Source organism: Bacillus sp. BSL6, from assembly GCF_052928345.1.
Genome location: NZ_JAVGCW010000005.1, coordinates 262,754 through 288,676, shown reverse-complemented (window position 1 = coordinate 288,676; position 25,923 = coordinate 262,754). Strand labels below are relative to the sequence as shown.

The 25,923-nt window shown below is 34.5% G+C and carries 27 protein-coding genes; 23 read left to right on the top strand and 4 right to left on the bottom strand.

Going from position 1 to position 25,923, the window contains the following annotated elements; translation table 11 throughout:
• Positions 1–190: 190 nt before the first annotated feature.
• From hcp to RCJ96_RS18240, 5 genes are all read left to right on the top strand, one after another.
• The gene (hcp, locus tag RCJ96_RS18260) at positions 191–1,477 is read left to right on the top strand and encodes a hydroxylamine reductase (protein ID WP_316151992.1); all 1,287 of its coding nucleotides are present in this window, start codon (positions 191–193) and stop codon (positions 1,475–1,477) included.
• 423 nt (positions 1,478–1,900) lie between these two features.
• Positions 1,901–2,221: a PadR family transcriptional regulator gene (locus RCJ96_RS18255; protein WP_000429484.1), complete on the top strand. Its 321-nt coding sequence runs from the start codon at positions 1,901–1,903 to the stop codon at positions 2,219–2,221.
• 74 nt (positions 2,222–2,295) lie between these two features.
• Positions 2,296–2,637 carry a DUF1048 domain-containing protein gene (locus tag RCJ96_RS18250; RefSeq protein WP_001969217.1) on the top strand — a complete coding sequence of 114 codons (342 nt, stop codon included), beginning with the start codon at positions 2,296–2,298 and terminating at the stop codon, positions 2,635–2,637.
• A 155-nt stretch (positions 2,638–2,792) separates the two neighbouring features.
• Complete coding sequence (locus tag RCJ96_RS18245) at positions 2,793–3,554, top strand: ABC transporter ATP-binding protein (RefSeq protein WP_257810052.1); 762 nt, start codon at positions 2,793–2,795, stop codon at positions 3,552–3,554.
• On the top strand, positions 3,555–4,304 hold the full coding sequence (locus RCJ96_RS18240) for an ABC transporter permease (RefSeq protein ID WP_098946532.1): 750 nt from the start codon (positions 3,555–3,557) through the stop codon (positions 4,302–4,304). It begins immediately after the preceding gene.
• A gap of 144 nt (positions 4,305–4,448) precedes the next feature.
• On the opposite strand, the gene RCJ96_RS18235 is transcribed toward RCJ96_RS18240, so the two are convergent.
• Positions 4,449–5,411, bottom strand: a complete 963-nt coding sequence (locus RCJ96_RS18235) for a helix-turn-helix transcriptional regulator (protein ID WP_074606754.1) — start codon at positions 5,409–5,411, stop codon at positions 4,449–4,451.
• Between the two features lie 110 nt (positions 5,412–5,521).
• Between RCJ96_RS18235 and RCJ96_RS18230 the strand changes: the two genes are divergently transcribed.
• The 3 genes from RCJ96_RS18230 (at position 5,522) to RCJ96_RS18220 (ending at position 6,920) form a co-directional block, all read left to right on the top strand.
• Positions 5,522–6,001 (top strand): GyrI-like domain-containing protein, encoded by a 480-nt coding sequence (locus RCJ96_RS18230; protein ID WP_316152009.1) that lies wholly within the window; start codon positions 5,522–5,524, stop codon positions 5,999–6,001.
• A 16-nt stretch (positions 6,002–6,017) separates the two neighbouring features.
• Positions 6,018–6,497: a hypothetical protein gene (locus RCJ96_RS18225; protein WP_025991629.1), complete on the top strand. Its 480-nt coding sequence runs from the start codon at positions 6,018–6,020 to the stop codon at positions 6,495–6,497.
• 165 nt (positions 6,498–6,662) lie between these two features.
• Positions 6,663–6,920, top strand: a complete 258-nt coding sequence (locus RCJ96_RS18220; RefSeq protein ID WP_001036219.1) for a DUF3963 domain-containing protein — start codon at positions 6,663–6,665, stop codon at positions 6,918–6,920.
• A 257-nt stretch (positions 6,921–7,177) separates the two neighbouring features.
• Here RCJ96_RS18220 and RCJ96_RS18215 read toward each other — a convergent pair whose 3' ends face one another.
• The gene (locus RCJ96_RS18215; RefSeq protein ID WP_046947115.1) at positions 7,178–7,768 is read right to left on the bottom strand and encodes a TetR/AcrR family transcriptional regulator; all 591 of its coding nucleotides are present in this window, start codon (positions 7,766–7,768) and stop codon (positions 7,178–7,180) included.
• Positions 7,769–8,380: 612 nt separating this feature from the next.
• On the opposite strand from RCJ96_RS18215, the gene RCJ96_RS18210 reads away from it, so the two are divergent.
• The 7 genes from RCJ96_RS18210 to RCJ96_RS18180 all read left to right on the top strand — a co-directional run bounded on the left by RCJ96_RS18210 (position 8,381) and on the right by RCJ96_RS18180 (position 17,909).
• Positions 8,381–9,034, top strand: coding sequence for a CPBP family intramembrane glutamic endopeptidase (locus RCJ96_RS18210; protein ID WP_416503860.1), 654 nt, complete (start codon positions 8,381–8,383; stop codon positions 9,032–9,034).
• A gap of 340 nt (positions 9,035–9,374) precedes the next feature.
• Positions 9,375–10,136 carry a glycosyltransferase gene (locus RCJ96_RS18205; protein WP_316152017.1) on the top strand — a complete coding sequence of 254 codons (762 nt, stop codon included), beginning with the start codon at positions 9,375–9,377 and terminating at the stop codon, positions 10,134–10,136.
• A 554-nt stretch (positions 10,137–10,690) separates the two neighbouring features.
• Positions 10,691–11,413 carry an RNA polymerase sigma factor SigI gene (gene sigI, locus RCJ96_RS18200; protein WP_316152018.1) on the top strand — a complete coding sequence of 241 codons (723 nt, stop codon included), beginning with the start codon at positions 10,691–10,693 and terminating at the stop codon, positions 11,411–11,413.
• Positions 11,403–12,773: an anti-sigma-I factor RsgI gene (rsgI, locus tag RCJ96_RS18195; RefSeq protein WP_316152020.1), complete on the top strand. Its 1,371-nt coding sequence runs from the start codon at positions 11,403–11,405 to the stop codon at positions 12,771–12,773. The genes sigI and rsgI overlap by 11 nt, the downstream gene beginning before the upstream one ends.
• A 177-nt stretch (positions 12,774–12,950) precedes the next feature.
• Complete coding sequence (locus RCJ96_RS18190) at positions 12,951–16,298, top strand: glycosyltransferase (protein WP_416503913.1); 3,348 nt, start codon at positions 12,951–12,953, stop codon at positions 16,296–16,298.
• A 229-nt stretch (positions 16,299–16,527) separates the two neighbouring features.
• Entirely contained in the window at positions 16,528–16,803 is a 276-nt protein-coding gene (locus RCJ96_RS18185) for an ArsR/SmtB family transcription factor (protein WP_000662957.1), read from the top strand.
• 305 nt (positions 16,804–17,108) lie between these two features.
• Positions 17,109–17,909 (top strand): hypothetical protein, encoded by an 801-nt coding sequence (locus RCJ96_RS18180; RefSeq protein ID WP_000418468.1) that lies wholly within the window; start codon positions 17,109–17,111, stop codon positions 17,907–17,909.
• A 193-nt stretch (positions 17,910–18,102) separates the two neighbouring features.
• On the opposite strand, the gene RCJ96_RS18175 is transcribed toward RCJ96_RS18180, so the two are convergent.
• Complete coding sequence (locus RCJ96_RS18175) at positions 18,103–18,426, bottom strand: winged helix-turn-helix transcriptional regulator (protein ID WP_001072984.1); 324 nt, start codon at positions 18,424–18,426, stop codon at positions 18,103–18,105.
• 124 nt (positions 18,427–18,550) lie between these two features.
• Between RCJ96_RS18175 and RCJ96_RS18170 the strand changes: the two genes are divergently transcribed.
• The 6 genes from RCJ96_RS18170 (at position 18,551) to RCJ96_RS18145 (ending at position 23,814) form a co-directional block, all read left to right on the top strand.
• The gene (locus RCJ96_RS18170; protein WP_002156901.1) at positions 18,551–19,084 is read left to right on the top strand and encodes an NAD(P)H-dependent oxidoreductase; all 534 of its coding nucleotides are present in this window, start codon (positions 18,551–18,553) and stop codon (positions 19,082–19,084) included.
• Between the two features lie 143 nt (positions 19,085–19,227).
• Entirely contained in the window at positions 19,228–20,721 is a 1,494-nt protein-coding gene (locus RCJ96_RS18165; RefSeq protein ID WP_316151759.1) for a class I adenylate-forming enzyme family protein, read from the top strand.
• A gap of 144 nt (positions 20,722–20,865) precedes the next feature.
• Positions 20,866–21,429, top strand: coding sequence for a GNAT family N-acetyltransferase (locus RCJ96_RS18160; RefSeq protein WP_074606743.1), 564 nt, complete (start codon positions 20,866–20,868; stop codon positions 21,427–21,429).
• Complete coding sequence (locus RCJ96_RS18155) at positions 21,426–22,130, top strand: SDR family NAD(P)-dependent oxidoreductase (protein WP_316151755.1); 705 nt, start codon at positions 21,426–21,428, stop codon at positions 22,128–22,130. The genes RCJ96_RS18160 and RCJ96_RS18155 overlap by 4 nt, the downstream gene beginning before the upstream one ends.
• On the top strand, positions 22,127–22,903 hold the full coding sequence (locus RCJ96_RS18150; RefSeq protein WP_316151758.1) for a GNAT family N-acetyltransferase: 777 nt from the start codon (positions 22,127–22,129) through the stop codon (positions 22,901–22,903). Before RCJ96_RS18155 ends, RCJ96_RS18150 begins: the two co-directional genes overlap by 4 nt.
• Before the next feature lie 11 nt (positions 22,904–22,914).
• Positions 22,915–23,814: a PhzF family phenazine biosynthesis isomerase gene (locus tag RCJ96_RS18145; protein ID WP_316151754.1), complete on the top strand. Its 900-nt coding sequence runs from the start codon at positions 22,915–22,917 to the stop codon at positions 23,812–23,814.
• Between the two features lie 32 nt (positions 23,815–23,846).
• Here RCJ96_RS18145 and RCJ96_RS18140 read toward each other — a convergent pair whose 3' ends face one another.
• Complete coding sequence (locus RCJ96_RS18140) at positions 23,847–24,056, bottom strand: hypothetical protein (RefSeq protein ID WP_000801653.1); 210 nt, start codon at positions 24,054–24,056, stop codon at positions 23,847–23,849.
• Between the two features lie 83 nt (positions 24,057–24,139).
• Here RCJ96_RS18140 and RCJ96_RS18135 point away from each other — a divergent pair, with 83 nt between their 5' ends.
• Positions 24,140–24,889: a Nif3-like dinuclear metal center hexameric protein gene (locus RCJ96_RS18135; protein WP_316151753.1), complete on the top strand. Its 750-nt coding sequence runs from the start codon at positions 24,140–24,142 to the stop codon at positions 24,887–24,889.
• A 187-nt stretch (positions 24,890–25,076) separates the two neighbouring features.
• Positions 25,077–25,916, top strand: coding sequence for a phosphotransferase (locus tag RCJ96_RS18130; protein ID WP_316151752.1), 840 nt, complete (start codon positions 25,077–25,079; stop codon positions 25,914–25,916).
• Positions 25,917–25,923: the final 7 nt, after the last annotated feature.

Sequence of the window (25,923 nt, the reverse complement as noted above, 5' to 3'; positions counted from 1 at the left end):
AAAAGTGCACCGATATATGATGCAAATAAATCATGTGCAAGTATGAATGCCAGGATATAGTAAAAATATTATGTCAACAATATGAACTGTCACAAATTCTTATATATTATTGTGATTGATATCACATCACTTTTTTTCAATGGATATTATGCTTAGGGTGTAATTAATGATTGGGAGAGGGTGGGATGATATGTTTTGTTATCAATGTGAGCAAACCCCAACAGGCGGATGTAAAGTAATGGGTGTTTGTGGCAAGAATGAAACGATTGCGAGTTTACAAGATACGATTGTGTTTGGGTTAAAAGGAATTGCAGCTTATCGCACACATGCTGCTCAGCTAGGGTATACGGATGCTTTTGTAGATGCTACAACGCAAGAAGCATTGTATATGACATTAACCAATTCTAACTTTAATGAACAAGAACATGTTGATATGGCTATGAAAGTTGGGAAATCAGCTTTACGGGTAATGGAGTTGCTAGATGAGGCACATACGAATCATTTTGGTGTCCCAGAGCCTGTTCAAATTACACAAAACCGTGTAGAAGGTAAAGCTATTGTAGTTACAGGCCATAATTTATTTGCGTTAGAAGAATTATTAAAACAAACAGAAGGAAAAGAAATTAATATTTATACGCATTCGGAAATGTTACCAGCACACGGATATCCGCAGCTGAAAAAATATAAACATTTAAAAGGAAACATCGGTAAGGCATGGTATGATCAAAGACGCCTTTTTGAAAAATTTACAGGTGCCATATTAGCGACAACGAACTGTGTTATGCCAATTAAAGGATCATACTCTGATCGATTCTTTTCATATGATATTGCCGGCTTAGAGGGTGTACAAAAAATTGAAAATGATAATTTTGCACCATTGATTCAAAAAGCGCTAGAACTTCCAGAAGTACATATGGAGTCGGATGAACAGTTAGTAACAGGGTTTCATCATAATACAGTCTTATCATTAGCTCCAGAAATTATTGAGGCAGTAAAAGAAGGAAAGATTAAGCGTTTCTTTGTCATCGCAGGTTGTGATGCACCAGGAAAAGGCGGGGAATATTATCATGAATTAGCAACGTCACTTCCGCCTGAAACAGTGATTTTAACGACTTCTTGCGGAAAGTTCCGCTTCAATGATGTGGATTACGGCGTTGTACCTGGTACCGAGATTCCGCGCTACATCGACTTAGGACAATGTAATAATTCCATTTCTACAGTGAAAATAGCGGCTGCTTTAGCTGATGCTTTCCAATGCGAAGTGAATGAATTGCCAGTAAGCATTGTCTTATCTTGGTTTGAACAAAAAGCGGTTGCTATTTTGCTTGGGCTATTTAGTCTTGGAATTCAAGATATTCGCATCGGTCCAAAGGCACCTGAATTTATTTCAGCTGGCGTGCTCGATGTATTACAAGAAACATTCGGTTTGAAATTAATTACAACTGCAGCAGAAGATATGGATATGATGTTATCGTAACAAGAGGATGATTGGTCTTATTCAGAAGAAGAGCTAGCTTATAGCGCCCCAAAACAAAAATATAGAATTATTGTTTTGGGGTATTTTCTTTTCTTAGCGGGGTGGGTAGTAGTTGATTTTAGAAAAATATAAAAATCGAGTTGACATTTACAACTACTCAGTCATACAATGTAGTTGTAATAGGTGATACTGAGTAGTGTTGTTTCTTAAAAAACTTTTCACTAAATAATAGGTAATAGCGGATTTTAGAAGAAATTTGAAAATCAGTTGACATGTACCGCTACTTAGTCATACAATGTAGTTGTAATAAGTAATACTGAATAGTGTAGTTTTACTCAAAAGCTATTCAGTAAAAATTCGCCTTAGTACTCTGTAATACTGAATATAAGTCAGACAGAATAGGGGGTAAAGGAGGATCAGAACATGGAAAATTTAACTGAAATGTTGAAAGGTTCACTGGAAGGGTGTGTGCTGGAAATCATTAGTCGCCGTGAAACGTATGGTTATGAGATTACTCGCCACCTGAATGATCTTGGGTTTACCGAAGTGGTGGAAGGAACGGTCTATACCATCCTCGTACGATTAGAGAAGAAAAAGCTTGTGAATATTGAAAAGAAACCATCAGATATGGGGCCGCCTCGTAAGTTTTATTCATTAAATGAAGCTGGTCGTCAGGAGCTTGAATTATTTTGGAGAAAATGGGATTTTGTATCGTCAAAAATTAACGTCTTGAAGTCCAACTAGCTTCATAATATAAAATGTTCTGGCTCATATTTGGAGAGTTTCTTGTTTTGCTTTATAAAAAGGAGGAAAATAAGATGTTAGAAATGTTCAAAAAGTTAATTGGTGATAAAAAAGAGTACAAAATGATGATGGCACGAGTTGAGGCTCTGCCAGAGGACTACCAATTTGTATTTAAGAAAATTCAAAACTACATGTGGAATTTCTCAGCGGGTAACGGGATGGATATGTTACACATACAGTATGAATTAATCGATTTGTTTGAAGCGGGTGCAGCGGAAGGCAGACAAGTGCTAGACATTACTGGGGAAGATGTGGCATCCTTTGCTGACGAACTAGTGGCAAACGCTAAAACGTATGTCTCCAAATATCGTGAAGATTTGAATGAAAGTATTATGAAGAAATTGAGAAAAAAATAAATGCAACAAGTAATACCGACTGATTAGCTGGTCATAAATGTGAACTAACGCCATCGCTATTCAGTTATATTTTTAAACCGCTACTAAGTAATACAGATTATCAGTGGTACTAAATAGAGGGTGCAGGTAATTTAATTTTATAAGGGGGAAAAAGTATGAGTAATGCAGCGATTTCTGTGAAAGGGTTAAAAAAAGCTTTTAGAGATAAAGAAGTCTTAAAGGGAGTGGATTTTGAGGTGCAGCGTGGAGAAATTTTCGCGCTGCTAGGCTCAAATGGAGCTGGAAAGACGACAACGGTTAACATCCTTTCGACGCTACTGAAACAAGATGGCGGTGAAGGAAGTATTTGCGGATTTGATATTAAGCGCCAACCAGATCATGTTCGTCAAAGTATCAGTTTGACAGGACAGTTTGCAGCTTTAGACGGCATGCTTACCGGGAGGGAAAACTTGATCATGATTGCCAAGTTACGTGGTGTTTCCAATCCTGCTCAAGTTGCTGACGATTTGCTTGATAGATTTAGCCTGACAGATGCGGCCAACCAAAGGGCAGATCAGTATTCAGGCGGGATGAAGCGCCGGCTTGATATCGCGATGAGTTTGATCGGGGCGCCAGCAGTTATTTTTCTTGACGAACCAACGACTGGGCTTGATCCTGAAGCGCGCATTGAAGTGTGGGATACAGTTAAAGAGCTTGCTGGTGGAGGAACAACTATCTTACTAACAACCCAGTATTTAGAGGAAGCAGAACAATTAGCTGACCGTATCGCTATTTTACATGGTGGAAAAATTATTACGACAGGTACTCTTACTGAACTGAAAGAGATGTTCCCGCCAGCAAAAGTGGAGTATATCGAGAAGCAGCCTACATTGGAAGAAATATTCCTTGCGATCATTGGCAAAAAGGAGGAGATGTAAATGAAAAGCAAAACAGGGGTATTACTTGGGCGCTTAATGCGCAATATTATGCGTAGTCCAGATACAATTATTACGGTAGCGATTACACCGATTATGATGATGCTATTGTTTGTATACGTATTTGGTGGGGCTATACAAACAGGAACAGATAACTACGTCAATTATTTATTGCCAGGAATTTTGCTAATGGCTATCGCATCTGGTGTCGCTTACACTTCTGTACGATTATTTACGGATGTAAAGAGTGGGCTTATGGCACGTTTCATTACGATGCCTATTAAGCGCTCATCGATATTGTGGGCTCACGTTTTAACCTCTCTTGTTGCGAATGTACTTACTATCTTAGTTGTTATTCTTGTTGCGCTCTTAATGGGTTTCCGTTCCAGTGCGAATATGCTAGATTGGCTTGGAGTAGCTGGGATACTAGGGATGTTTACGTTAGCGCTAACATGGTTGGCTATCATTCCAGGGCTGAAAGCGAAGTCTATGGAAGGGGCGACAGCATATTCGTACCCACTCGTTTTTCTTCCATTTATTAGTTCGGCCTTCGTACCTACCGAAACGATGCCGAAAATTGTTCGTGCATTTGCTGAAAACCAGCCTGTAACTTCAATCGTGAATGCGATTCGTGTTCTTTTATATGAAGGAACTGTTGGAAACGATATTTGGATTGCGCTCGCTTGGTGCGTAGGGATCATGATCATCTCTTACTTTTTCGCTAGTAAAGCATTTAAACGTCAGTTAGGGTAAGTAAATCAAATCCTCCGAAATAATATATATCTTTGAAAAAGCACGGGAAGATTTTCCGTGCTTTTATTATTTGTTGTGCTCTCGTTGTAGTAAATAAAATGATATTAAAAAAAGGATATCTACCCAGTGACAATGGCTCACTGCTTATGGAGTGTAAAAGCACAATTGCTTTTGTAAATTCTCTAGTATTTCTTCAGGCATTTCCCTAATTGTAATATCATCCCCTAAGAAAAGCAGCCAATTTGTCATCTCTGTCACTTCATCAGAATTGTGAACATCGATAAATGTTTTTAAAATGGCTGTGGATTGGTAAGGATTTGTATAAGATATTGAAATTTTGAAAGGGTGGTATTTTTTGAACTGGGCAATTGCTTTTGGACCAAGTTCAAGTATAAGGTTAATCACTTCATCCTTCTTACTTAGTTTTTCTAAAATCTTTTTCTTATTTAGCTTTTTTTTCGTCGTGTATGGTTCGATATGGATGAGATGATCGACAGGAAACATTCTCTTCTTTTCTTCTTTTAAGTCAAACCCTTCAATGATCCATTGACTTTTTTCTTGATACAGGTGTAATAGATAAATGGAATAAGACTTGATTTCTTTCTCTTCTTTAATGGAAATCAATAAATGTCTATCCAAAAGAAGGATTTGGATGAGTTTTTCTAACATAGGGTGAGGGAGGTCAGAAAGCTCAAGTAAATCAGGATTATGAGGGTTGGTCCCTTCAAACAGCAAGAGTTGATTTAAAAGAACGATATCATCTTGCTGGGTTTCTGAGATGAGTCCTAACAGTTTTTCGGCTAAAGATTGACGACTTTTTAAATAGGGAAGTTGTTGATTTCTTGTAGCCATAAAGGCAATAAAAAGAGCTTTCACTTCGTTATCAGTAAAGCGAACAACGGGCAGGATAGAGTTATGCATAACAAAATATCCCCCAGTCCTCCCAACTTCAGCAACAAGTGGCATGCCCATAGCTTCTATTTCTCTAATGTCCCTAATAGCTGTTGATCGTGATATGTTAAATTCTCGTATGATTTCTGAAATTGTAAAGTGGGAGCGGTTGTTGATATACCGCATAATTGTATTAATCCGTTCAACTTTTTTCATTTGGTTCTCCTAAACAGTATCATTTTTTGACATGATTTAAAGTTATTATAAACTCATCAGATGAAAAGATAAATCATTTGATTCATTTTAAAAGAAGGAAGGTTTTGAATATGAAAAATTATACGATTGAAGAAAAAGATAGCTTTATTGTGTTAGGTATTGGAACTGAAATTAAGAGTGAATATACAGATTTTGTTGGAATAACAAAAGAAAAGGAAGACTTTTGGTCGGCTGTTAAAGAAGATGGAAGGCTGGATACTTTAAAAGCTCTAGCTACAAATGATTACATTTTTTCTGTGAGCGAAGCTGTGAATAACAAGATGATGTATTATGCGGGTGTTATGACAGAAGCACAAATAGAAGAAGAATCTAGAGTGATCCAGTTTCCTAAGGGAGAATACTTAGTAGTAAAAGGGGAAGATAAGACAGCTGAAGAGCTAAGTAATAAGCTTACTGGTATCGCCTTCGGTCAGGCTTTACGAGAAGCAACAGATTTTGCTTATGTTGGTGGACCAAATACAATGGTTGAGATGGGGAAAAGAAACGGTTTAGTGTTTGGTGAAATGTGGATTCCGGTTGTTAGGAAGTAAATCGTTAAAAGGAGAGATGAAATTGTCCTGTATCGTTGATTTTAAAAATGTAACTACAGTTGGTTTAGAGTCTTCACCTATAGTAGAAGCGCTAGCTGGTTTACGTGCTCATGAAGCCCGTTACTTTATGAATAAATACAAGCATGAATTTATAGTTGTACCAGCTAGTGCAAGCCAGAAGACTCTTGATTATGTGAACCGCATTTTGAAGGAAGAACGTGATATTGAATTTGCGGCGAAACCTTTAGAAACATCGTATTTTCAAGTGGAAAATATTAAGTTTGCATACGTCTTTTATGAAGATGGTCTTGTGATTAACGTCATGTATACATTGGATAACCCGAAGAAGAGGGCTGTTGGATTTAAGCTTTCTGATGGAATGGAGGTACCAACAGAATTGGCAGAGAAATTTAAGTTTGCTAGGCAGAAGTCTAAATTAGCTGGAACAATTCGGGGTTCGTTTTTTGTAATTAAAGGAGAATATAGTGTAAGTTGAAGAATCCAGTCGTTTGTAGTATTTTAAAATGCACGATTATGGAATATGGAGGCTAACAATCTTGAATTGTTGGCCTTTTTGACGTGAGTATAATATTCATATACTACTACACATTATGTTCTGATAAACTGGAATGAAAGGTAATTATTGTAAGGTGGTGGCGGAGTGAATAAAAAAAGATTATTTGAGCTATCCATAGTAACATTTGTTTTTCTTTTCCTCCATGTAAGCACATTTACTAATGAAAAATTTAACGATAAATTGGGATCCTTTACTTTCATTGTGCTATTTCTTATGCTTTCTACTTATACCGCATTTATAGAAAAGTATTTTCATGATATACAAAAGTGGATTCGAAATATCACATTTTGTTTTGCTTTGTTAGTAGTAGTTTTAGTAGCTTTATGGATAGGTTACTTTTAGAACTTTACTTCTGGGAAAGTTCATTTAGTGCCCAATATTTTGTCCATCTATAGGGAAAAGGAGATAGGTAATGCTTTAAATGGAGAAACCAAAGTGGATATTTTTTAAAGTAAAAAGAAGAGGTATGTGAAAAAGAGATTGGTAGTATGTATAATATACAACGTCAAAAAAACTAATACCCTTCTCATAAACAGTAAATACTTTTTATGGGAAGGGTATTCAATTTAAGTCTATAAAAAGGAAATGCAAGTTCTTACTTATTTAGAATAAGAGAAAAGATGATGTTTTATTTGTTCAATAAAATAATGATGGTGTATATTATCGTTAGATACACGACTTGCCATAATAGCGCCCTCCATTGAAGAGGCAAGGAAAGAAGCGAGCGATATAATGTCTATCTCTTCTTTAAGTTCTTGTTTCTCTATGCCTTCTTTTATGAGAGAAGCCATTAACATTACTGTATCATCATAGCCTTTTGCTGCTGCTTTTTGTAATTCTGGAAATACTCCAGTACTTTCAATGGCGCTATTAAGTAATGGACAGCCTCCAGCAATAGGAGGATTATTAGCTGCATCTTGATATACAAGGAAAATTGCAAGGATTTTATCGATTGCTGTTTTTTTATTTTCCATTGCTTTATGAAAATGACTCCACATAATCTCACCACTTTTGTCGTAGGCAGCAAGAACAATTTCTTCTTTATTTTTGAATCTACGATAAATAGATCCTTTCGGTAGTTCAGTAGCTGTCATTATATCCTGAATGGATGTGCGAGTTATCCCATTAGTATTAAATAAATATAAAGATGTTTCAATAATTTTTTCTTTTACCTTATCAACTTTAGTCATGCTTTGTCCTCCTAATGAAAACGATCCTAATATTCTAGGTAATGTTTACCCTCTATTTTCTTGATTTTTTTGTAAGTAGAAATAAGTTTGGAACAAAAAATATCTTATCAATTCCTATCGGATGGAAACCTCAAACTGTATTATCCATACTATTCGAATGAATTTTCTGTCAAAAACAATATGACCAGTTGGTTAATTCAGTCATATCATGCAACTAATTTTACCGTATCGACATATGAGTATTATATATAATTTTAATTAATATGTTTAGCTAAAATGTTTGAACTACTCTCATTTTCACTTCGTTTAATTAGGAGATCTTGCGGTTAAAAGCCGTATCACTTCATACTATAAAAGATTAATTGTTAATAATGAATGAGTACTGGAATTTGATTGTAAATCAGAAGCTGAAATATAAATTTATTTGCTTTGTACCGTTTTGATTTTGTAAATAATTTATAAAGGGGGTTTAAAAAACTAGAAACTTATAGTATCATTAGTTTCCAGACCGAACCGTCCGGTCTGGAATTTATATAAGTATATTTAGAAAGAGAACGTTATGCAGAAAGAAAAATCAAAGATTCTAAGTAATTTCATTATGGGGGTAATAAAGTGAGCTTTATAAAAACGAATACAAAAGAACTTATTATGCTAATAGTTTATATACTGTTTGCACTACTTCAAATTGGCTTGTTCATATTATTTGGCATATCCCTTTTAACTAACAGCAACTTAGTTGAATCAGAATTTGTTCTTAGTGCCATCGGTTTGACTGTACCTGCTATTGTAGGAATAATTTTCTTTAGGAAAGAAATTATTGAAAGTTTTACTTATTTTAAAGAGAAGACAATTTTGAAAATAGTAAGTATTCCTATGGTGGTTTTATTTACTGTAATTGTAGAACAGATTGTTATACGTTTTCTAGCAACTGGTCAGCCAGAGAACCAAGAACAGCTCCTTGAAACGGGCGCGAAGATACCTCTTATATTTACATTGCTTGTATTTGGTATTCTCGGTCCAATACTTGAAGAAATTATATTTCGTTATATAATATTAAATCGTTTTTCACATTATATTGGTACTGCTATTGCATCTACCATTTCGATTATAATTTTTACATTTATGCATACGAACCAGCTTTCGGATATTGCTATTTATTTACCTGGTGCAGTGATACTTACTGCAGCTTATCTTATTTCTAACAGATCTCTTGCATATGTCATGGGGATACATATATTAAATAATTGCCTTGGTTTCATTTTGTAAGAAATTAAACTTAGCTCTGTTACGAAGTTGAAGACTAGATACAGATATTGATAAATGAGGAGTACAATTTAGACAGTGACTTATGATTCATGTAATTCCTTGTACTTCAAAAAACTACAGTTTGGGTGTAAACTGTGGTTTTTTTTATAGGGGACCAACACTTCGCAAACAAGTTAAGCTCATACAACGTCAATTTTTGTTTTGTTAGCTTAATAGTAGCCCTATTACAATTAAAATAATATGTCTATATTGTTTTAAGTACTCTTTTTATAATAAAACTTAATCAATTTTAATATATGTTATGTATAACATATATTTATCTAAAATAAGGGGGAATATCATGACTGAAATAAACGAATCTTCAGGAAGCGATTTACAAAAAGATGTGAAGTTTTCTATTATAATCCCTGCACATAATGAAGAAAAGTACATTAGAAAATGTTTGGATTCAATTGCAAAGGCATCAGAGGCATATAAAGAGCAGACGGAAGTTATAGTTGTTTTAAATCGTTGCACAGATCAAACAGAGGAAATAGCAAAATCTTATAATTGTATTACATTAAAAAATGAAGATAAAAACTTATCTAAAATCCGAAATGCAGGGGCAGAAATAGCTAGTGGAGAAATAATCGTTACTATAGATGCTGATACGATAATGACAGAGTCTTTGTTATCTAATGTAGATAAATATTTATCTTCAGGTAAATATATTGGTGGTGGGGTGAATGGGAAATTCGAAAGAATATCTTTTGGAATATTCTTTTCTGCAATTCTAATTATAATTCCCTTACTTTTTAAGTACGGAGCTATATCTGTAGGGATTTTTTGGTGTTATAGAAAAGATTTTATGGCAATTAACGGATTTAATGAAAACATGCTTATGGCAGAAGATGCAGATTTCGCGAAACGCTTAAAAGAATGGGGAAAACGAAATAATAAGAAATTTGGTACCATTAAAAATGGCATGATAACTTCATGCAGAAGATTTGATACATATGGAGACTGGGCCTTACTTAAAAATCCAAAAGTAATATTAGCGTATCTAAAAGGAAATGATCAAAAGTATGCAGATAAGACATATTATGATAATCAAGAAAGATAACGATGGAGAAAAGCGGTAGGAAATAGTGAGAACAGCAGATTTTCTTATACATAATGAGAGCCTAACTTAATTTAATAGATATGATAAGAAAACCATCAATTTGATTAGTCCTTTTTCAAATCAATGGTTTTTATTTTTGAAATAAATATCTATTTTTTTATAAAAATATTTTTTGACCCCCATAAAACTTTGTATTCCTCCGAATATGTATAGTGAAGAAAATAAATAGAAGAAAACTGATTATGAAAGAATACTGACGTGTTAATAAAATTACTAGATTAAGTGGGGCATCCGAAATAAAAGGGTGAAATTACCAATGATATAGAGAAGAGTTATGCAAGGATTGCAGATAAAATAGAAACAGGGCAAGCAAAACAAGCGGAAGAAAATAAGAAAGTAGAGTAAAATGTAAGCCTAACTGTAAGAACGATAGAAAAGTTGGCTTTGAAAAATATGAACAACAAGAAGACAAGCCTAAAGAAACTGTGGTTGAATGGTCACTTGTTTAGTGACCATTTTTCTATTTCAAGCAGAAGGAGGGAGAGAGATTACCCGTGTTGAGTTTAGTAATGAAAATCTTAAGAAAACCGAAAATAGAAGATATCGTATGTAACATACAAAATAACGAAGAAGATAAAGAAGCTTTTATCGTACAGTATCAGCCGTTTATTAGAAAATCAATCTCGTCTGTCTGCCGCCGATATATTACAGAACAGGATGATGAATATAGTATTGGATTGTTTGCGTTTAACGAAGCAATTGAACAGTATTCATATAAAAAAGGGAAATCTTTTCTAGCGTTTGCTGATCTTCTTATAAAAAGAGATGTAATTGACTATATACGCAAGGAGTCTAAGCATAACCTTGTCTTTTTAAAAGAAGATGAGCAAGAGGAAATGTTAGAAATGCAAGTATCGCTTACGGAGTATATGAAAGAAATAGAGAATGGTAACCGTAAGGAAGAAATTCTCCATTTTCAAAGTGTGTTAGCTGAGTTTAAAATCACATTTTCAGAGCTTGCTAAAGAATCTCCTAAGCATCGTGATACGCGTGAGCACTTAATAGAAATTGTAAAGATGATTATACAAGAAGAGGAAATGATGGAGGAGCTGTTCCGGAAGAAAAAGTTACCACTTAAACATATTGAACCGCGTGTTAGGGTAAGTCGTAAAACGTTGGAGCGGCATAGAAAATATATCATTGCAATGTGTATTATCTTCGCAAACAACTATACATACATTCTCGATTATATAAGGGGAGGGAAGCATGATGAATAAAGGAATTGTGATGGATATAAAAAAACATAGCGTAGTTGTTTTAACGCCAAATGGAGAGTTTATTACGTGTAAAAGAAAAGGGGATTCTTGCATGATTGGAGAGGAAATTTCATTTGATGAGCAAGAACAAAAAGCATCGCGTTTTTCAATCCCTTATTTCTTAAAGCCGGCATCATTACTTGTTGCTTGTTTTCTATGTGCGCTGTTATTTTTCTACAACCAACCGGAAGAAAAAGTATTCGCTTACGTCTCAGTTGATATAAATCCAAGTTTAGAAGTGAGCGTAACGAAGGATCTTCGCGTTATAGATTTACAAGCTTGTAATGATGATGGAAGGCGTATTTTAAAAGAATTAAAGCAATGGGAAAATAAACAATTGCAAGAAGTAATACGTACCATTATAAAGCAGAGTCAAGAGGATAAGTATTTAACGAATGATAAGCAAGTTATGCTAACCGCTATTGCAAAGGATAAGTTGCTAGAACCAAAGTTGGAAAAGGTAATGAAAGAATTAAAGAAAGAATATGAGCTAAAACATATTACAGTCGAATATCAAAATAGCACGATGCAAGTACGAGAGAATGCTAGAAAAGCTGGAATGGGCACAGGTGTCTATATAAAGCAAGAGAATGAGAAGAACAAATCGGTTACGCCGCCCGCCACGCCGTCTAATCCGGTGGAAAACGAAGAAGAGAGGCAATCGCAGCTGGATTCATCTCCTGATGTAGTGCCAGATTTGTCTTCTGTAAAAGACAAAAAATATGAGAAGCCAGAGCATAAAGAACAAAAGAAAATAGAGGAACAGCCAACGAAGCAAATAAAAGAAAACAATGGTAGAGGATCTCAGCAAGAAAATAGAGGGAATCAGCAGGAGAATAACGGTAGGGAATCCCAACAAGGAAATAATGGGAAGCAGCAAGGAAACAACGGTCGAGAATCCCAACAAGGGAATAATGGAAATCAGCAAGGAAACAACGGAAGAGGATCCCAAGGGAATAATGGGCACCAGCAAGAGAACAATGGAAGAGGATCGCAAGGGAATAATGGGAATCAGCAAGGAAATAACGGAAGAGGGTCCCAAGGAAATAATGGGAATCAGCAAGGAAACAACGGAAGAGGGTCCCAAGGAAATAACGGGTACCAGCAAGAGAACAACGGAAGAGGATCCCAAGGAAATAATGGGAATCAACAAGGTGACAATGGTAGGGGATCTCAACAAGGAAATAATGGGAATCAGCAAGGTGACAATGGAAGAGGGTCCCAAAAAGAAAATGTTGGAAACGAGCAAGGAAACAATGGTAGGGGGTCTCAACAAGAGAATAGAGGCCACCAGCAAGGGAATGAAAAGAAGAATCAATAGAAATATAGAAGTGGGAGATTCATTTTAAAGTGAAAAGGAGTTATCTCACTATTGCGGGCAGTAAAACTCCCATCTCAAAATTTGGCTAGGGAAAAGAAGTTAGGTGGGAGTTGGGCTGCTTAAAGTTGCACTTTATTATTTTATAGTTCTATTAAGAAGGAGTATGTGAAAAATATAATGGAGAAAAACATTCAACAAGAGAAAGATAAAGTAAAACCTGTTTTTTATGATCCGAAAGGAAGAAGAAACATAGCTTTTATTTCGTTTCTATGTATCTCAATAGTTAGCGTAAGTGTTGTATTTTATTTTTTCTTTCAAAGTATTTTTTCAACACCAGAAATTCCAAATATGAATACCGCTGTACAACAAGATAATAAACTTATACCAATTAATCAAAAACTTAGTGATCAGCAGTTAAAGAAGGAAGAGTTTAAACCAAATACCGAAACGAAGGATAATAAAAATTTGGTGAATTCGCCGAGGGATAGTAAACAACGTAAAGAAGTGTATGGTTTTTATGTAAACTGGGATGAAAATAGTACCGCTTCTTTAAAAGAGAATATCGATTCATTAACCACGCTAGTACCAGAGTGGTATCATTTAAAAGCAGATTTAACGATTAGAAGTGAGATAAAACCTGAGATAGTAAAGTTAGCAGAAAAAAATCAAGTAAAAATTATGCCTTTACTAACTAACTATACTGAGGAAGCTTCTGGTCCGGATAGTGGGCTAATTCATAAGTTGCTGAATTCCTCAAATGATGTAAAGACAAAGTTTATAAATGATTTAGTAAAGCAAGTTGAAAAGAATCGATTTGCGGGTATTAATATTGACTTTGAGGCCGTACCTGAAAGTGATAGAGAAAACTTAACAAATTTTATGAAAGAACTTACTACGGTCTTTCATAAACATGATTTGCTCGTTACACAAGATGTTCCAGCTAATGATAAGGCTTTTGATTATAGTGTGTTAGCAAAAATAATAGATCGAATGATTGTAATGATGTACGATGAGCACTATGGAGCGGGAGAGCCAGGACCAATTGCTTCAAATAAATGGTTTCAACATACGTTAAAAGAACTGAATATTCCGTCTAATAAACTTATAGTTGCTTTCGGTAACTATGGATATGATTGGAAAGTGAATAGTAAGGAACCGGCGAAATCTTTAACTTTTTCAGAAGTTATGGCAATGGCTCATAATTCAGATATGAATATTCAATGGGATAAGATGAGTGGAAATCCTTATTTTAGATATAAAACAGGAGATAAAGAACATACTGCTTGGTTCTTAGACGGTGTTACTCTCTATAATCAAGTAAAAATCGCAATGGAAAACAATGCAAAGGGGTTTGCGTTATGGAGATTAGGAGCAGAAGATCCTACAATATGGAAAGTTTTAAAAAATCCGATTGAGGCACAAAAAAATCCTGATGTATTACATAAAATCACTAGTTTAGATGAAGTGAATTATTCTGGACAAGGTGAAATTTTACAGATTGAGAATGAAAAGCAAAATGGATTGAGAGATTTTAAAGTAGGTAAAGATGGTTATCTTACAGATGAAGTATATCAAACCTTACCATCTGCATACGAAGTGCAACGATATGGAAAACCGAAAGGGAAACAAGTAGTACTAACATTTGATGATGGACCAGACCCGAAATATACGCCGGAAATCTTAGATATATTAAAAGAGAATAAAATAAAAGCTGCTTTTTTTGTACTTGGTGAAAACGTGCAACTAAATCCTAGTATTGTAAAAAGAATATACGATGAAGGGCATGAAATTGGCAATCATACTTTCAAGCATCCTAACGTAGCTGATACGTCTTTACTACGAACAAAAGTAGAACTTAATACGACGCAACGTCTGATTCAGGAAATAACTGGGCATTCTACAGTTTTGTTTAGGCCACCATACGAAGCGGATGCTAACCCGGATTCCTCAAATGAAATATTGCCTATTTTACGGGCACAAAATATGAACTATACAATGGTAGCAGAAAAAGTGGATCCTGAGGACTGGGCAACACCATCAACAAATGAATTAGTAAAGCGTGCTCTTAATCCCGTTTATAAGGGAGAGGGAAATATTATTCTTCTCCACGATGCGGGAGGGAATCGTACCCATACGGTAGAGGCGTTGCCGATCATTATTAAAGAGCTTAAAAAGCATGGATATAGTTTTGTAACAATTTCAGATTTAATGAATAAAGAACGAGATGAAATTATGCCCCCAGTTTCTTCTGAGGGTGAGCAATATTTACTTTACAATAAAGCTGTCTTTTCAGGGGCGGGATACTTTAAACATATATTAACAACTATTTTTTATATCGCTATTGGATTAGGGGTTTTTCGATTCTTATTCTTAATTTATTTTGCATGGAAGCAGAAAAGAAAAACGCTATCTCGCTCTATTCATTCGTCCTATCAACCTTTTGTTAGTGTTGTCATAGCAGCATATAATGAAGAAAAGGTGATAGCTAAGACAATTCGCTCAATTTTGGATAGTAAGTATGGAGAATTTGAAGTTATTGTTGTGGATGACGGATCGACAGATGGTACGTCAAAAGTAATGCAAGAAACATTTTATAAACACCCTAAAGTTCGTTTCATTCAGAAAGAAAACGGCGGGAAATCATCGGCAATGAACTTAGGGTTTCAACAATCGCGAGGAGAGATCATTGTCACTTTAGATGCGGATACTATTATTGCGCAAGACGCTATTTCTCTCATGGTTAGACACTTTGAAGATCAAAATGTAGCAGCAGTTTCAGGTAATGTCAAAGTGGGGAATAGACAAAACTTATTAACTACTTGGCAACATGTTGAATATATAACAGGATTTAATTTAGAACGTAGAGCTTTTGATGAGTTAAATTGTATTACAGTCGTTCCAGGGGCTATTGGGGCGTGGCGTAAGAAGAATGTAGTTGAATCTGGATATTTAAGCGAAGATACATTAGCAGAAGATACAGATCTTACTATTACATTTTTACGTCAAGGACATAGAATTGTATATGAAGAAAAAGCGTATGCTTTTACGGAGTCACCTGAAGATGTGAAAAGTCTCATTAAACAGCGATATCGTTGGTCATATGGTACACTTCAATGTCTTTGGAAACATCGAAAAGCGTTATGTAATTCAAAGCATAAAACGTTAGGATTTATTGCATTGCCTAACATGTGGTTATTCCAATATGTTCTGCAATTCATTGCTCCTTTTGCAGATATATTAATGATTATAGGATTATTTAGTAGTAATCCGCTAAAAGTTTTAGGATTTTATTTTGTATTCTTTTTAATGGATCTTCTCGCATCTCTATTTGCATTTAAATTAGAGGAAGAGAATCCGAAACCATTAGTATGGTTAATTTTACAACGCTTTATTTATCGTCAATTTATGACTTATGTTGTCGTTAAATCTATATTCTCATCGATTCGAGGAGTAGCGGTAGGTTGGAATAAGCTAAAGAGAGTGGGAAGTGTAGAACATTCTACGGAACATAAGGAAGCATCATAAGAGAGCAGATTATCTGCTCTCTTTTTTATTGATTTTAGTGAGCTGAGTGTAGAGTACATACATCTGTATCTATAAGAGTTCTAATAGTGAGACGTTATGTGAAGATACTCCTTTAGTTTCGAGAAAAAGTTTTTTTATATTTTTTTAAAATGACGGACATAAAATCGTATATACCTTCGAATTATATATATGGATAACATAAATATGTATATAAAAGGGGAGCAATAAGATGAAAGAACAAAAAGAAATGTTTGAAGAAATCTCTGAAGTACTAAAGGTATTGGCGCATCCTGTTCGTTTATCATTAGTAAAAATAATGCTTGCAAAAGGTCCTACTAATGTAACAACAATGTATGGTGATTTGGAAATGCCTCAAAGTACAATTAGTCAACATTTATCTAAATTAAAAGCTGCTAAAATGGTTACAGGTACTCGGAAAGGATTAGAAATTTATTATGAAGTAACTGACAATCGTACAAAATCAATATTAGCATGTTTAGTTTAAATGCTGACGTCTATTTCAAAATAAGAAACGCTATTCTTTCCTATGTTTTTATAGAGAGAATAGCGTTTTTTATTTTTAAGGAGTATCTTTTTATTAGCTTGATGGTGATATGGTATTATCTCTAAAATAAAAAAATATTGATTTCGCTTTTATTCTTTCTCAGGAGTTTGAGCTCAAAAGGCCGACTATCACTTTGTTTCCAATGCAGTGGACAGTGGAAGAACTTATATTTTTGAATAGAGGGAATTATATGTTTTTGATATATTAATAGTTAGGAACCACAAATAAGGGGTGAAGATATAGAAATGGAATTATTTGATTACTATAAACGAAAAGGAAAGTTGAAACTGTTAATTGGGACGGGTATTTTTATTCTTGCTTTATGCGCTGTATATGAAGATTGGGGACATATTAATTGGGGGCAGTTTATCTTTTTTGTTATCGCTGCTTCTATCTTTTTTGGGATTGGATTTTGGCAGTTAAGAAAAGGAAAGTTGATACAAAAGAATATGATAAAAAGTAATGCAACATTTTGGGATGTTGATACTTTGGTTGTATTAGAATTACCAAAACGAAACAAGCAATTTGGTCTATATCATCCTGATGGTAAGTATATAGCAGGAACAAAGATGGTTTCATCAAATATTCTTTTTTCAGTAATACCCTTTTTACATAATAAAGATGTTTACGGATTAGAAACGAGTAGCGGGGAAATTCTAGCTTATTTTCATACTGAAGTGGACGGATATGATTGGGTAGTCTATGATTCAAATTATAATCAGATTGGTATGTTTAAAGAAAAAATGATACAAGGATTTACTATGATACGAGGTACTTTGATGACAGATAAAGCCACAAAATTGTCAGATGTAGAAGTTGAGTTTGATTTTATTCAAAGTACTCTCCGTACAATAGATGGACGTACATTAGTAATTGGTAAGCAGGGATATATGCCTATAGAATGGAGTGAAAGGTTTATGGGTTTAAATGTACCTACTATTACCTTAGGTTCTAATGCGTCTAATAACGAAAAAATTCTCGGTTTAGGTGTGCTCCTTTATAGTTTACGTACAATTGAGATTAGAAAAAGTCGGGCAAGTGTTTAATGAGGTAGAAGTAATGTTTATATGCGAAATTGTATAGAAATCTCATTTTTCTAATTATATCTTTTTAGATTGATGGATGTGGGGTCACGTCCATCAATCTAAGAAAACAAGTTAGCCCAAAAACGATAAAAATAAAATTTATAAAAACACAAAATATAAACATTGAGGATTAAACAAAGTATATAGTGCCTTTTTAGTCATGTAATCTTTTGAGCTGATGATCTTTTCCCCATTCAAATAGTTCATTCATAATTTGCATTAAAGATTTCCCGTATTCGCTTATTGTGTACTCAACCTTTGGTGGTACTTCTTGATATACAGTACGATGGATAATCCCATCAGCTTCAAGTTGCCGAAGTTGTTGAGTCAGAACTTTTTGCGTAATGTTTGGGATTTCTCGTCGGATTTCATTTGTTCGCATTTTTCCATCCATCAAAACACATAAAATATGAACTTTCCATTTTCCACCGATTACATCGAGCGTCGTTGCAATTGGACAGTTATCATTTTGATTCATATAACACCTCCAAAGGTACCTCAAGGTTCCTATAGCACCTGAAAGTACGTACTTTTCAATTATATGTAATGCATTCATACTAATATGTAAAGGATTGATTCATTTATAAAGGGGATGGAAAATGATGAGAACACTTGTAATTGTAGCACACCCTCATATTGAAAAATCAAAAATTAATAAAAGATGGATAGAAGAACTTGAGAAACATTCAGATGAAATTACGGTGCATGAATTATATAAAGTGGCACCAAACTGGGAGTTTAATATTGAAGAAGAGCAAAAGTTATTAGTAGAACATGACAGATATATATTTCAATTTCCGCTTTACTGGTACAGCACACCGCCATTATTAAAAAAATGGTTTGATGATGTATTAACATATGGATTTGCATACGGATCAAAAGGGGATAAAGTGAAGGGAAAAGAGTTTGGTGTAGCAGTTTCTATAGGTGGATTAGAAAAAGATTATGAAAATAGCGGAATTACAATGGATGAGTTGACGAAACCATTCCAAGCTACATGCTTATATACAGGTATGGAATTTATACCTTCATTTTATTTATATGGTGCAGAATATAAACTAAGTGATGAAGAGATTGATAAAAGTGCACCTGAGTATGTGCAATATGTGATGAACAAGAAGTATTCTAATATATAAGAGGAAATAGCCATTTACTTGTGAAGTAAATGGCTATTTTATATTCTTATTATATTCACTAAGTATAATCTTTAGTAAATTAATAGTTAATCTGGTAAAATAAAAAACCTAACATATATAAAGGGGAGTTTTACTTGAGAACGATGCAAAAATTATTACAAAAAAGAGCAATGCAATCACCAAATTTGGAAGCGCTTGTAGGCGGAGGGAAAAGATATTCGTTTCAGCAATATAATGAACGAGTAAATCAGCTTGCACATTATTTATTACATAATGGTGTGCAAAGAGGAGATCGTATAGGAATACTATGCAAAAATAATCACCCATTTCCAAGCGTTATGATGGCAAGTTTAAAAATTGGAGCGGTATGTATTCCGCTAAATCATCAGCTTACTGTATATGAATTAGAAACGATTGTAAAAGAAGCGAAATTAAAAGTGTTAGTTATTGATGAAGAATTTAGTGAAGTGTTATTAAATGTTGATGCTGTTAAAGAAATTCCTTATGTAATTCAAACGACAAAAGAAGGCTTTGGTTCATTTGAATTAGAGTTGCAAAAACAGCCAATGACAGAACCGAACGTAGAAGTTCATGAAGAAGACGATGCCATTTATTTATTTACTTCAGGAACGACTGGACAGGCAAAAGCATGTGTAATTGGTCATAAAAACTTACATCATTATTTTGATGAGATTGCAGGACAAAGAGAAATTCCAGCAGGTGAACGCTTTTTATCCGTGCATCCATTATTTCATATGAGTGGCGTGCTTTCTATTTTAAATTGTATTTATCATGGTGTTACGATGATCTTCTTAGCTGATTCGAATCCTACTCTTATTTGGGATAAGATTGAAGAAGAGAAAATTACTACGATGCTTGCATTCCCGGCTGTTTATAGCTATATGCTTGATGAACTAAATAAAAAAGAACGTAACATCTCTACTTTTAAAGTAGCACAAAGCGGTGGAACAAAAGTGCCAGAAACACTCATCCAAAAATATATGGAAAAAGGAATCTATATGGTGCAAGGCTATGGTAGTACAGAAGGTTGGGTTGTAACTTCATGGCATCCAATGATGGGAAAAGAAAAGATGTCTTCTGTAGGAAAAGCCTTGAAAAATGTAGAGGTGAAAATTGTTCATCCAGAAACAGGACATGAACTTAAAGCAAATGAAGTTGGAGAGATTCATGTAAGAAGTCCATACATGTTTAAAGGGTATTGGAATAATGAAAAGGCGACAAAGAAGGTAGTAAAAGATAATTGGTTTAACATGGGCGATGCTGGCATGATAGATGACGACGGATTCTTGCATATTATGGGAAGATATAAAGACGTTATTATACGCGGTGGTGACAATGTATATCCAGACCAAGTAGAAGATGTTATTCATGAAATACATGGTGTTTTAGAAGTTGCAGTAGTTGGACTTCCAGATGAATTTTGGGGAGAGGTTCCAAGAGCTTACATTGTGAAGGATGGCGAAACAACAGTAACAGAAGAAAGTATTATTCAGTATTGTAAAGAGAAGTTAGCAAGTTACAAAATTCCAGAAGTGGTATTCTTAGAAGAGTTACCGAAAAATGCTTTAGGGAAAGTGTTGAAGAGAGAATTAAGGGATGTAGTTCTTGTGAAATAAAAATGTTATTAAACGATGAAGAACCCAGTTATGTATAAAGCATGACTGGGTTTTTGTCTATCAAAACATAATAATTTACTAGATTTTGTATTTTGTGTAAGATAATAAAGAATATTCAAATATTAATTAAGGGAAGAGATGTAAATGAAGCTACCGCTATTACAGGTAGAGACAGAGAGACTGATGATCCGTCCGTTCCAAAATGATGATTATGAAAATTGGTTAGATGGATTTCATAAGAGGTTACCATCGCAGTATAAATATGACGATGGTTATCAAGTTATGGCATCATCAACGAAAGAATGGTTCACGGAATGGATAAGAGGTTTTGATGAAGCAGCACATCGAGATGAAATGTACGTATTAGGTATTTTTCGTAAAGAAGACGGAGCTAATATTGGTAAGCTAGAGCTGATTAAAATTTTACGTATGGATTATCAGTGGGCAATGATGGGCTACTCTATTCATAATCAATATTGGAAAAATGGATATGGGGCAGAAAGCGTAAAAGCTGCGTTACCGTTATTTTTTAATTGTCTTCATTTTCATAGAATCGAATTACATATACGTGTTGATAATGAGCCATCCGTTCGTCTTGCGGAAAGAGCAGGTTTTTCTTTTGAATGCAAGAGAGAGGCGTTTTCATTAGAGAATGGTAAGTGGATGGATTTTCTTATTTATTTTAAAAATAAGGAGATGAATATATGAGAGTTCTAATTACAGGTGGAAATCGTGGATTAGGGTTACAGTTAGTAAAAGTGTTTCATGAAAATGGACATATTGTTTATCCATTAGTTAAAACTGAGGTTGCGGTAATGCAATTGAAGCAAATGTTTAGTTGTAGATGTTTTCCTATATTAGCAGACTTATCGGCTGATGAGAGTACAGAACAAATTAAGAAACAGCTTGAGGAATATACAGAGTATATTGATCTAGTTATAAATAACGCAGGAATTACTGGAAAGGAGACTGAGGTTTTACATACGAATTCAGAAGAGTTAACGGACTTATTTAATATTCATTGCTTAGGTGTAATTCGAGCTGTAAAAGGTACATATGTGGCTTTAGCTAAATCGGATCATCCGAGAATCATAAATGTGTCCTCTCGGTTAGGTTCATTGCATAAAATGGCCAACAAAGAGTTTCCACAAGGCCATTTCTCATATTCATATCGAATTGCTAAAGCTGCACAAAATATGCTAACACTCTGCTTACAACAAGAGTTTGAGAATAAAGGAATAAGTGTAACTGCCATTCATCCTGGAAAATTAAAGACTGACATTGGTGCTTTTGATGCGAATATGACTCCCGCTGAAGGAGCAAAAAATATATATCATTGGGTAATAGATTCAAACGAGGATGTTTCAGGCAAGTTTATTGAGCCAGGTGTAGGTGAATTAAAGTGGTGATATACGATCTTGCAATCATTCAGAATTTGTTTGGCCCTTCTAAAAAAGTATTAAATGGCTTACCACATGCAGTAACGATTGAAGAAATCGAAGAAGACGTTTTGTATAACGTACAAACATATAAAGAAAAGATAAGTAGATTTAAAGAGGTTTGTTTTAATTGGGAGTTAAAAAGAGCGAGTATTGTATTAAACAAAAGGTTTAGTAGTCATAACTCAAGCGCAAAAGTGTTACTTGATGCCGGTTTTTCTTTGTATGCCGCAAAGATAGAAGTATGTAGAGAATTGAACAATGTAGAAGAGCTTGAAAGACAATATACATATGGATCAATAGCAGAAGGAATGTTATCGGAAAAAGATTTTAAATATATTTGGGAACAATGTATGTCCGGTTCAGGGAATCAAACTTCAATTTTAACTATCGATGAACATTTTTATTCTGTACAAACAGAGTTAGGTAAGGGTTGGGAAAAGTCATGTATTGTTTTTTATGATAAAAATGAGCCGATTGGTATGTCCATACCGCATATAGAAACTGGAACAGAAAGTGAAGGACGATTATTTTATTTTGGGGTAATGCCTTATTATCGTGGGAAAGGAATTGCTTCCCGGCTGCATCTTCAATCTTTACATATGTTAAAGGAAATAGGGGCTACTTATTACATCGGAAGCACACATACTTCAAATGAAAAGATGCAGAGAATATTTTGGAGAAATAATTGTTCGTTGAAAACGGAGATAGAGCTTTATTATAAAATTTTTAAAGAAGGTTAGGAGAAAAGAAAATGAAGACTATAAACGTATTTCATTATGACGCATTTACGAATAAACCGAATATGGGTAATCCAGCAGGTATTGTATTAGATGCAGATGGATTAACAGAAGAGGAAATGCAGCGTATTGCTGAAAAAGTTGGATTTAACGAAACAACTTTTGTTCTTTCCTCAGAAGTAGGAGATATAAGAATGCGCTACTTTACACCTGGTTTTGAAATGGATTTATGTGGTCATGGGGCAGTAGGGACGCTATATGCCTTGCGCGAAAAAGGTTTATTAGAAGAGAAAAGTAACCTTACGATTGAAGCGAAGGCTGGGATTTTACCGATACAAATAGGTGTAAATGAAAATGGAGAAACCTTTATTAAAATGAGGCAGGCAGCACCTCAGTTTAAAGAATTTACAGGTTCAAAAGAAGAATTAGCTCATAGTATCGGTTTAGAAGTAAATGATTTAGATGTAAGTTTGCCGATTGTATATGGAAGTACGGGGAACTGGACTGTAATTGTACCGATTAAAAATCTAGATGCGTGTGAGAGAATGAAGCCTAACAATGAGATGTTTCCATCGGTATTAAAAGAAATACCTAACGCTTCTATTCACCCAGTTTGCCTAGAAACTTATGATGAACTAGCACAAATGCATGGACGTCATTTCTCATCGGCTTATGCTGGGACGATAGAAGATCCAGTGACAGGAACAGCTTCAGGTGTAATGGGGGCGTATTATGCGATGTATTTGGAAAAAGATTTTGACCATGAAATGGAGTTAATTGTTGAACAAGGACAGGAAATACATAAAGATGGTCGTGTAACGGTGTATGTAACGAAAGTTGAAGGGAATGCGAATTTACAAATTGATATTGCTGGAACAGCGGTGTATGTGAAAGAATTTGAAGTTTCAATATAAAAAAGAAAGCCCGGCATACATCCGGACTTTCATTATCTGTTCAATACTTCAATATACGAAGCATCTCCAGTTGTTCTTAAAGCAGAGCGAAAATTGTTATTTTCTAGCGTTTTAGCGACTTGTTGTAACTGCTGTGCATCATCATGATGGATAAGTAAGCTGTCAGCACCACTTTCCTCTATATGAATGTGTTCGACATTTCCGATGGCATCATGTACAGCTTTTAAAAATTCAGGTTTCATATTGTCCTCCTATATGTATGTAACGTTGTTGTTAGTATTTCCTTATTTATGAAATATAAAAGTAAATGAAAGGAGAAATAAAAATGAATATAACGCAGTTTAATGAATATATAACATCATTATTTGGAGAGCATCTTTATAAATACGGTGATGATGAATATGGATTTACTCATATAAGTAAAGATGAATTTCACAAAATTGGTTACACAACAAATTTGACGTTAGAGACGATTGAAGAAGGGTATAAAAATGGTGTCGACATGATAGTTACACATCATGCACCGTGGAATTTTTTATTTGGAATGGAAGAGGCTTGTATTGAGAAATTAAAACAATATGAAATGAATCATTTTTGGATTCATTTGCCGTTAGATTTTATTGAATTTGGTACGTGTACATCATTATTTAATGAAATTGCGATAGATACAATTTTAGAATACTCTACGTATGAGGAAGAGGAATTACCTGGAATAGGAGAATTTAAAGCACCGATTGCATTTTTAAACTTGGTTGAAAGGCTTGAAGAAAAAATGGAAGAGAAAGTGAAGAGCTGGAGAAACCATGATAAACCAGTAAAACGAATTGCGATTTTAACTGGTGCAGGGAACAATACAAATTTGATTGAACGTGCATTAGAAAAAGGGTGTGACACGTATATAACTGGAGAAAAAACATTATATACAGTGCAACATGCGAAATTTAAAGGCATTAACTTAATAGTAGGTAGCCACACATTTACAGAAGTTTTTGGTGTAGAAAGTTTAGCTCGTAAGTTAAAAGAAAGAGATAATTTAATAGAAATTACTAGATTAAATGAAGATCATTTGGAGTGAAGAAATTGTATCACATTATCATAAATGGAATGAATTATTTGATGAAATATTGAAGGAAGCAGTTGCAATGAAATAAAATTATTTTTTGTTATATTAAGATTTTTAGGAGGAATTCCCTTATGTTTGTCAAATAATAGTAAAGTTGTCTTTTGAATTGAAGGAATCTTCGGGATTAAAGGGTGAGAGAATGGACATTTCAATAATCACTGCACAATTAGTTAAGGAGAAAGTGATTTCACAGAATCCAACTAGCGTAAAAGTGCTGAACGGGGGAACGACAAGTACCGTATATTTGTTGGATGAAAAATATGTAGTAAAGTTGAATGAACCGGACGTAATACGTGAAGAAGCGGATTTTCTTTCGTTTTATAAGGGGAATACTTCATTTTCAAAGCTTTTGTATAAGGAACATTTACATACATATATTGTGTATTCCTTCCTTGAAGGTAGTACTTCGTGCGGACGAGGACATAAACGAATTACGCTTAGTACCCTTGTAAAAGAAGTTATTAATAAGTATAAAATTGTTCCAGAGGCAGATGGCTGGGGATGGAAAGAAAGTCCGGTTCAATCTTGGAATGAATTTTTAACGACAAATGTGGTGGAAGCTCATAAAAATGTAAGACCGTACATAAGTGAGGAAGAGTATAGAAAAGTTCTTAAGTTAGCGAATAGGGATGCTGGAATAAATCAGCCATTTTTATTACATGGTGATCTTGGGGTTCATAATTTTATATTTCAAGGAAATATGCTACATGGTGTAATTGATCCCCTACCAGTGTTAGGAGATCCTATATACGATTTAATTTATGCGTTCTGTTCAACCCCGGAAGATGTAACGAAAGAAACGATTGATTATGCGATGAAACAGTGTGTGTTTCATAAAAAAGACCGTAATTTATATGAAGAAATAGTCATAGGCTTATATTTGCGTATAGATACGTGTTTAAGACATCACCCGAAAGATTTAGAAGATTATTTAGTAGCTTGGCGTTATTGGATGGGCGAGGTTGAGGTGACTTTATAGTACAAAT

Excerpts from the sequence above, each read along its gene's own strand:
- hcp (WP_316151992.1), top strand. The coding sequence starts at position 191 with ATGTTTTGTTATCAATGTGAGCAAACCCCAACAGGCGGATGTAAAGTA.
- RCJ96_RS18255 (WP_000429484.1), top strand. The coding sequence starts at position 1,901 with ATGGAAAATTTAACTGAAATGTTGAAAGGTTCACTGGAAGGGTGTGTG.
- RCJ96_RS18250 (WP_001969217.1), top strand. The coding sequence starts at position 2,296 with ATGTTAGAAATGTTCAAAAAGTTAATTGGTGATAAAAAAGAGTACAAA.
- RCJ96_RS18245 (WP_257810052.1), top strand. The coding sequence starts at position 2,793 with ATGAGTAATGCAGCGATTTCTGTGAAAGGGTTAAAAAAAGCTTTTAGA.
- RCJ96_RS18240 (WP_098946532.1), top strand. The coding sequence starts at position 3,555 with ATGAAAAGCAAAACAGGGGTATTACTTGGGCGCTTAATGCGCAATATT.
- RCJ96_RS18235 (WP_074606754.1), bottom strand. The coding sequence starts at position 5,411 with ATGAAAAAAGTTGAACGGATTAATACAATTATGCGGTATATCAACAAC.
- RCJ96_RS18230 (WP_316152009.1), top strand. The coding sequence starts at position 5,522 with ATGAAAAATTATACGATTGAAGAAAAAGATAGCTTTATTGTGTTAGGT.
- RCJ96_RS18225 (WP_025991629.1), top strand. The coding sequence starts at position 6,018 with ATGAAATTGTCCTGTATCGTTGATTTTAAAAATGTAACTACAGTTGGT.
- RCJ96_RS18215 (WP_046947115.1), bottom strand. The coding sequence starts at position 7,768 with ATGACTAAAGTTGATAAGGTAAAAGAAAAAATTATTGAAACATCTTTA.
- RCJ96_RS18205 (WP_316152017.1), top strand. The coding sequence starts at position 9,375 with ATGACTGAAATAAACGAATCTTCAGGAAGCGATTTACAAAAAGATGTG.
- rsgI (WP_316152020.1), top strand. The coding sequence starts at position 11,403 with ATGATGAATAAAGGAATTGTGATGGATATAAAAAAACATAGCGTAGTT.
- RCJ96_RS18190 (WP_416503913.1), top strand. The coding sequence starts at position 12,951 with ATGGAGAAAAACATTCAACAAGAGAAAGATAAAGTAAAACCTGTTTTT.
- RCJ96_RS18185 (WP_000662957.1), top strand. The coding sequence starts at position 16,528 with ATGAAAGAACAAAAAGAAATGTTTGAAGAAATCTCTGAAGTACTAAAG.
- RCJ96_RS18180 (WP_000418468.1), top strand. The coding sequence starts at position 17,109 with ATGGAATTATTTGATTACTATAAACGAAAAGGAAAGTTGAAACTGTTA.
- RCJ96_RS18175 (WP_001072984.1), bottom strand. The coding sequence starts at position 18,426 with ATGAATCAAAATGATAACTGTCCAATTGCAACGACGCTCGATGTAATC.
- RCJ96_RS18170 (WP_002156901.1), top strand. The coding sequence starts at position 18,551 with ATGAGAACACTTGTAATTGTAGCACACCCTCATATTGAAAAATCAAAA.
- RCJ96_RS18165 (WP_316151759.1), top strand. The coding sequence starts at position 19,228 with ATGCAAAAATTATTACAAAAAAGAGCAATGCAATCACCAAATTTGGAA.
- RCJ96_RS18160 (WP_074606743.1), top strand. The coding sequence starts at position 20,866 with ATGAAGCTACCGCTATTACAGGTAGAGACAGAGAGACTGATGATCCGT.
- RCJ96_RS18155 (WP_316151755.1), top strand. The coding sequence starts at position 21,426 with ATGAGAGTTCTAATTACAGGTGGAAATCGTGGATTAGGGTTACAGTTA.
- RCJ96_RS18145 (WP_316151754.1), top strand. The coding sequence starts at position 22,915 with ATGAAGACTATAAACGTATTTCATTATGACGCATTTACGAATAAACCG.
- RCJ96_RS18140 (WP_000801653.1), bottom strand. The coding sequence starts at position 24,056 with ATGAAACCTGAATTTTTAAAAGCTGTACATGATGCCATCGGAAATGTC.
- RCJ96_RS18135 (WP_316151753.1), top strand. The coding sequence starts at position 24,140 with ATGAATATAACGCAGTTTAATGAATATATAACATCATTATTTGGAGAG.
- RCJ96_RS18130 (WP_316151752.1), top strand. The coding sequence starts at position 25,077 with ATGGACATTTCAATAATCACTGCACAATTAGTTAAGGAGAAAGTGATT.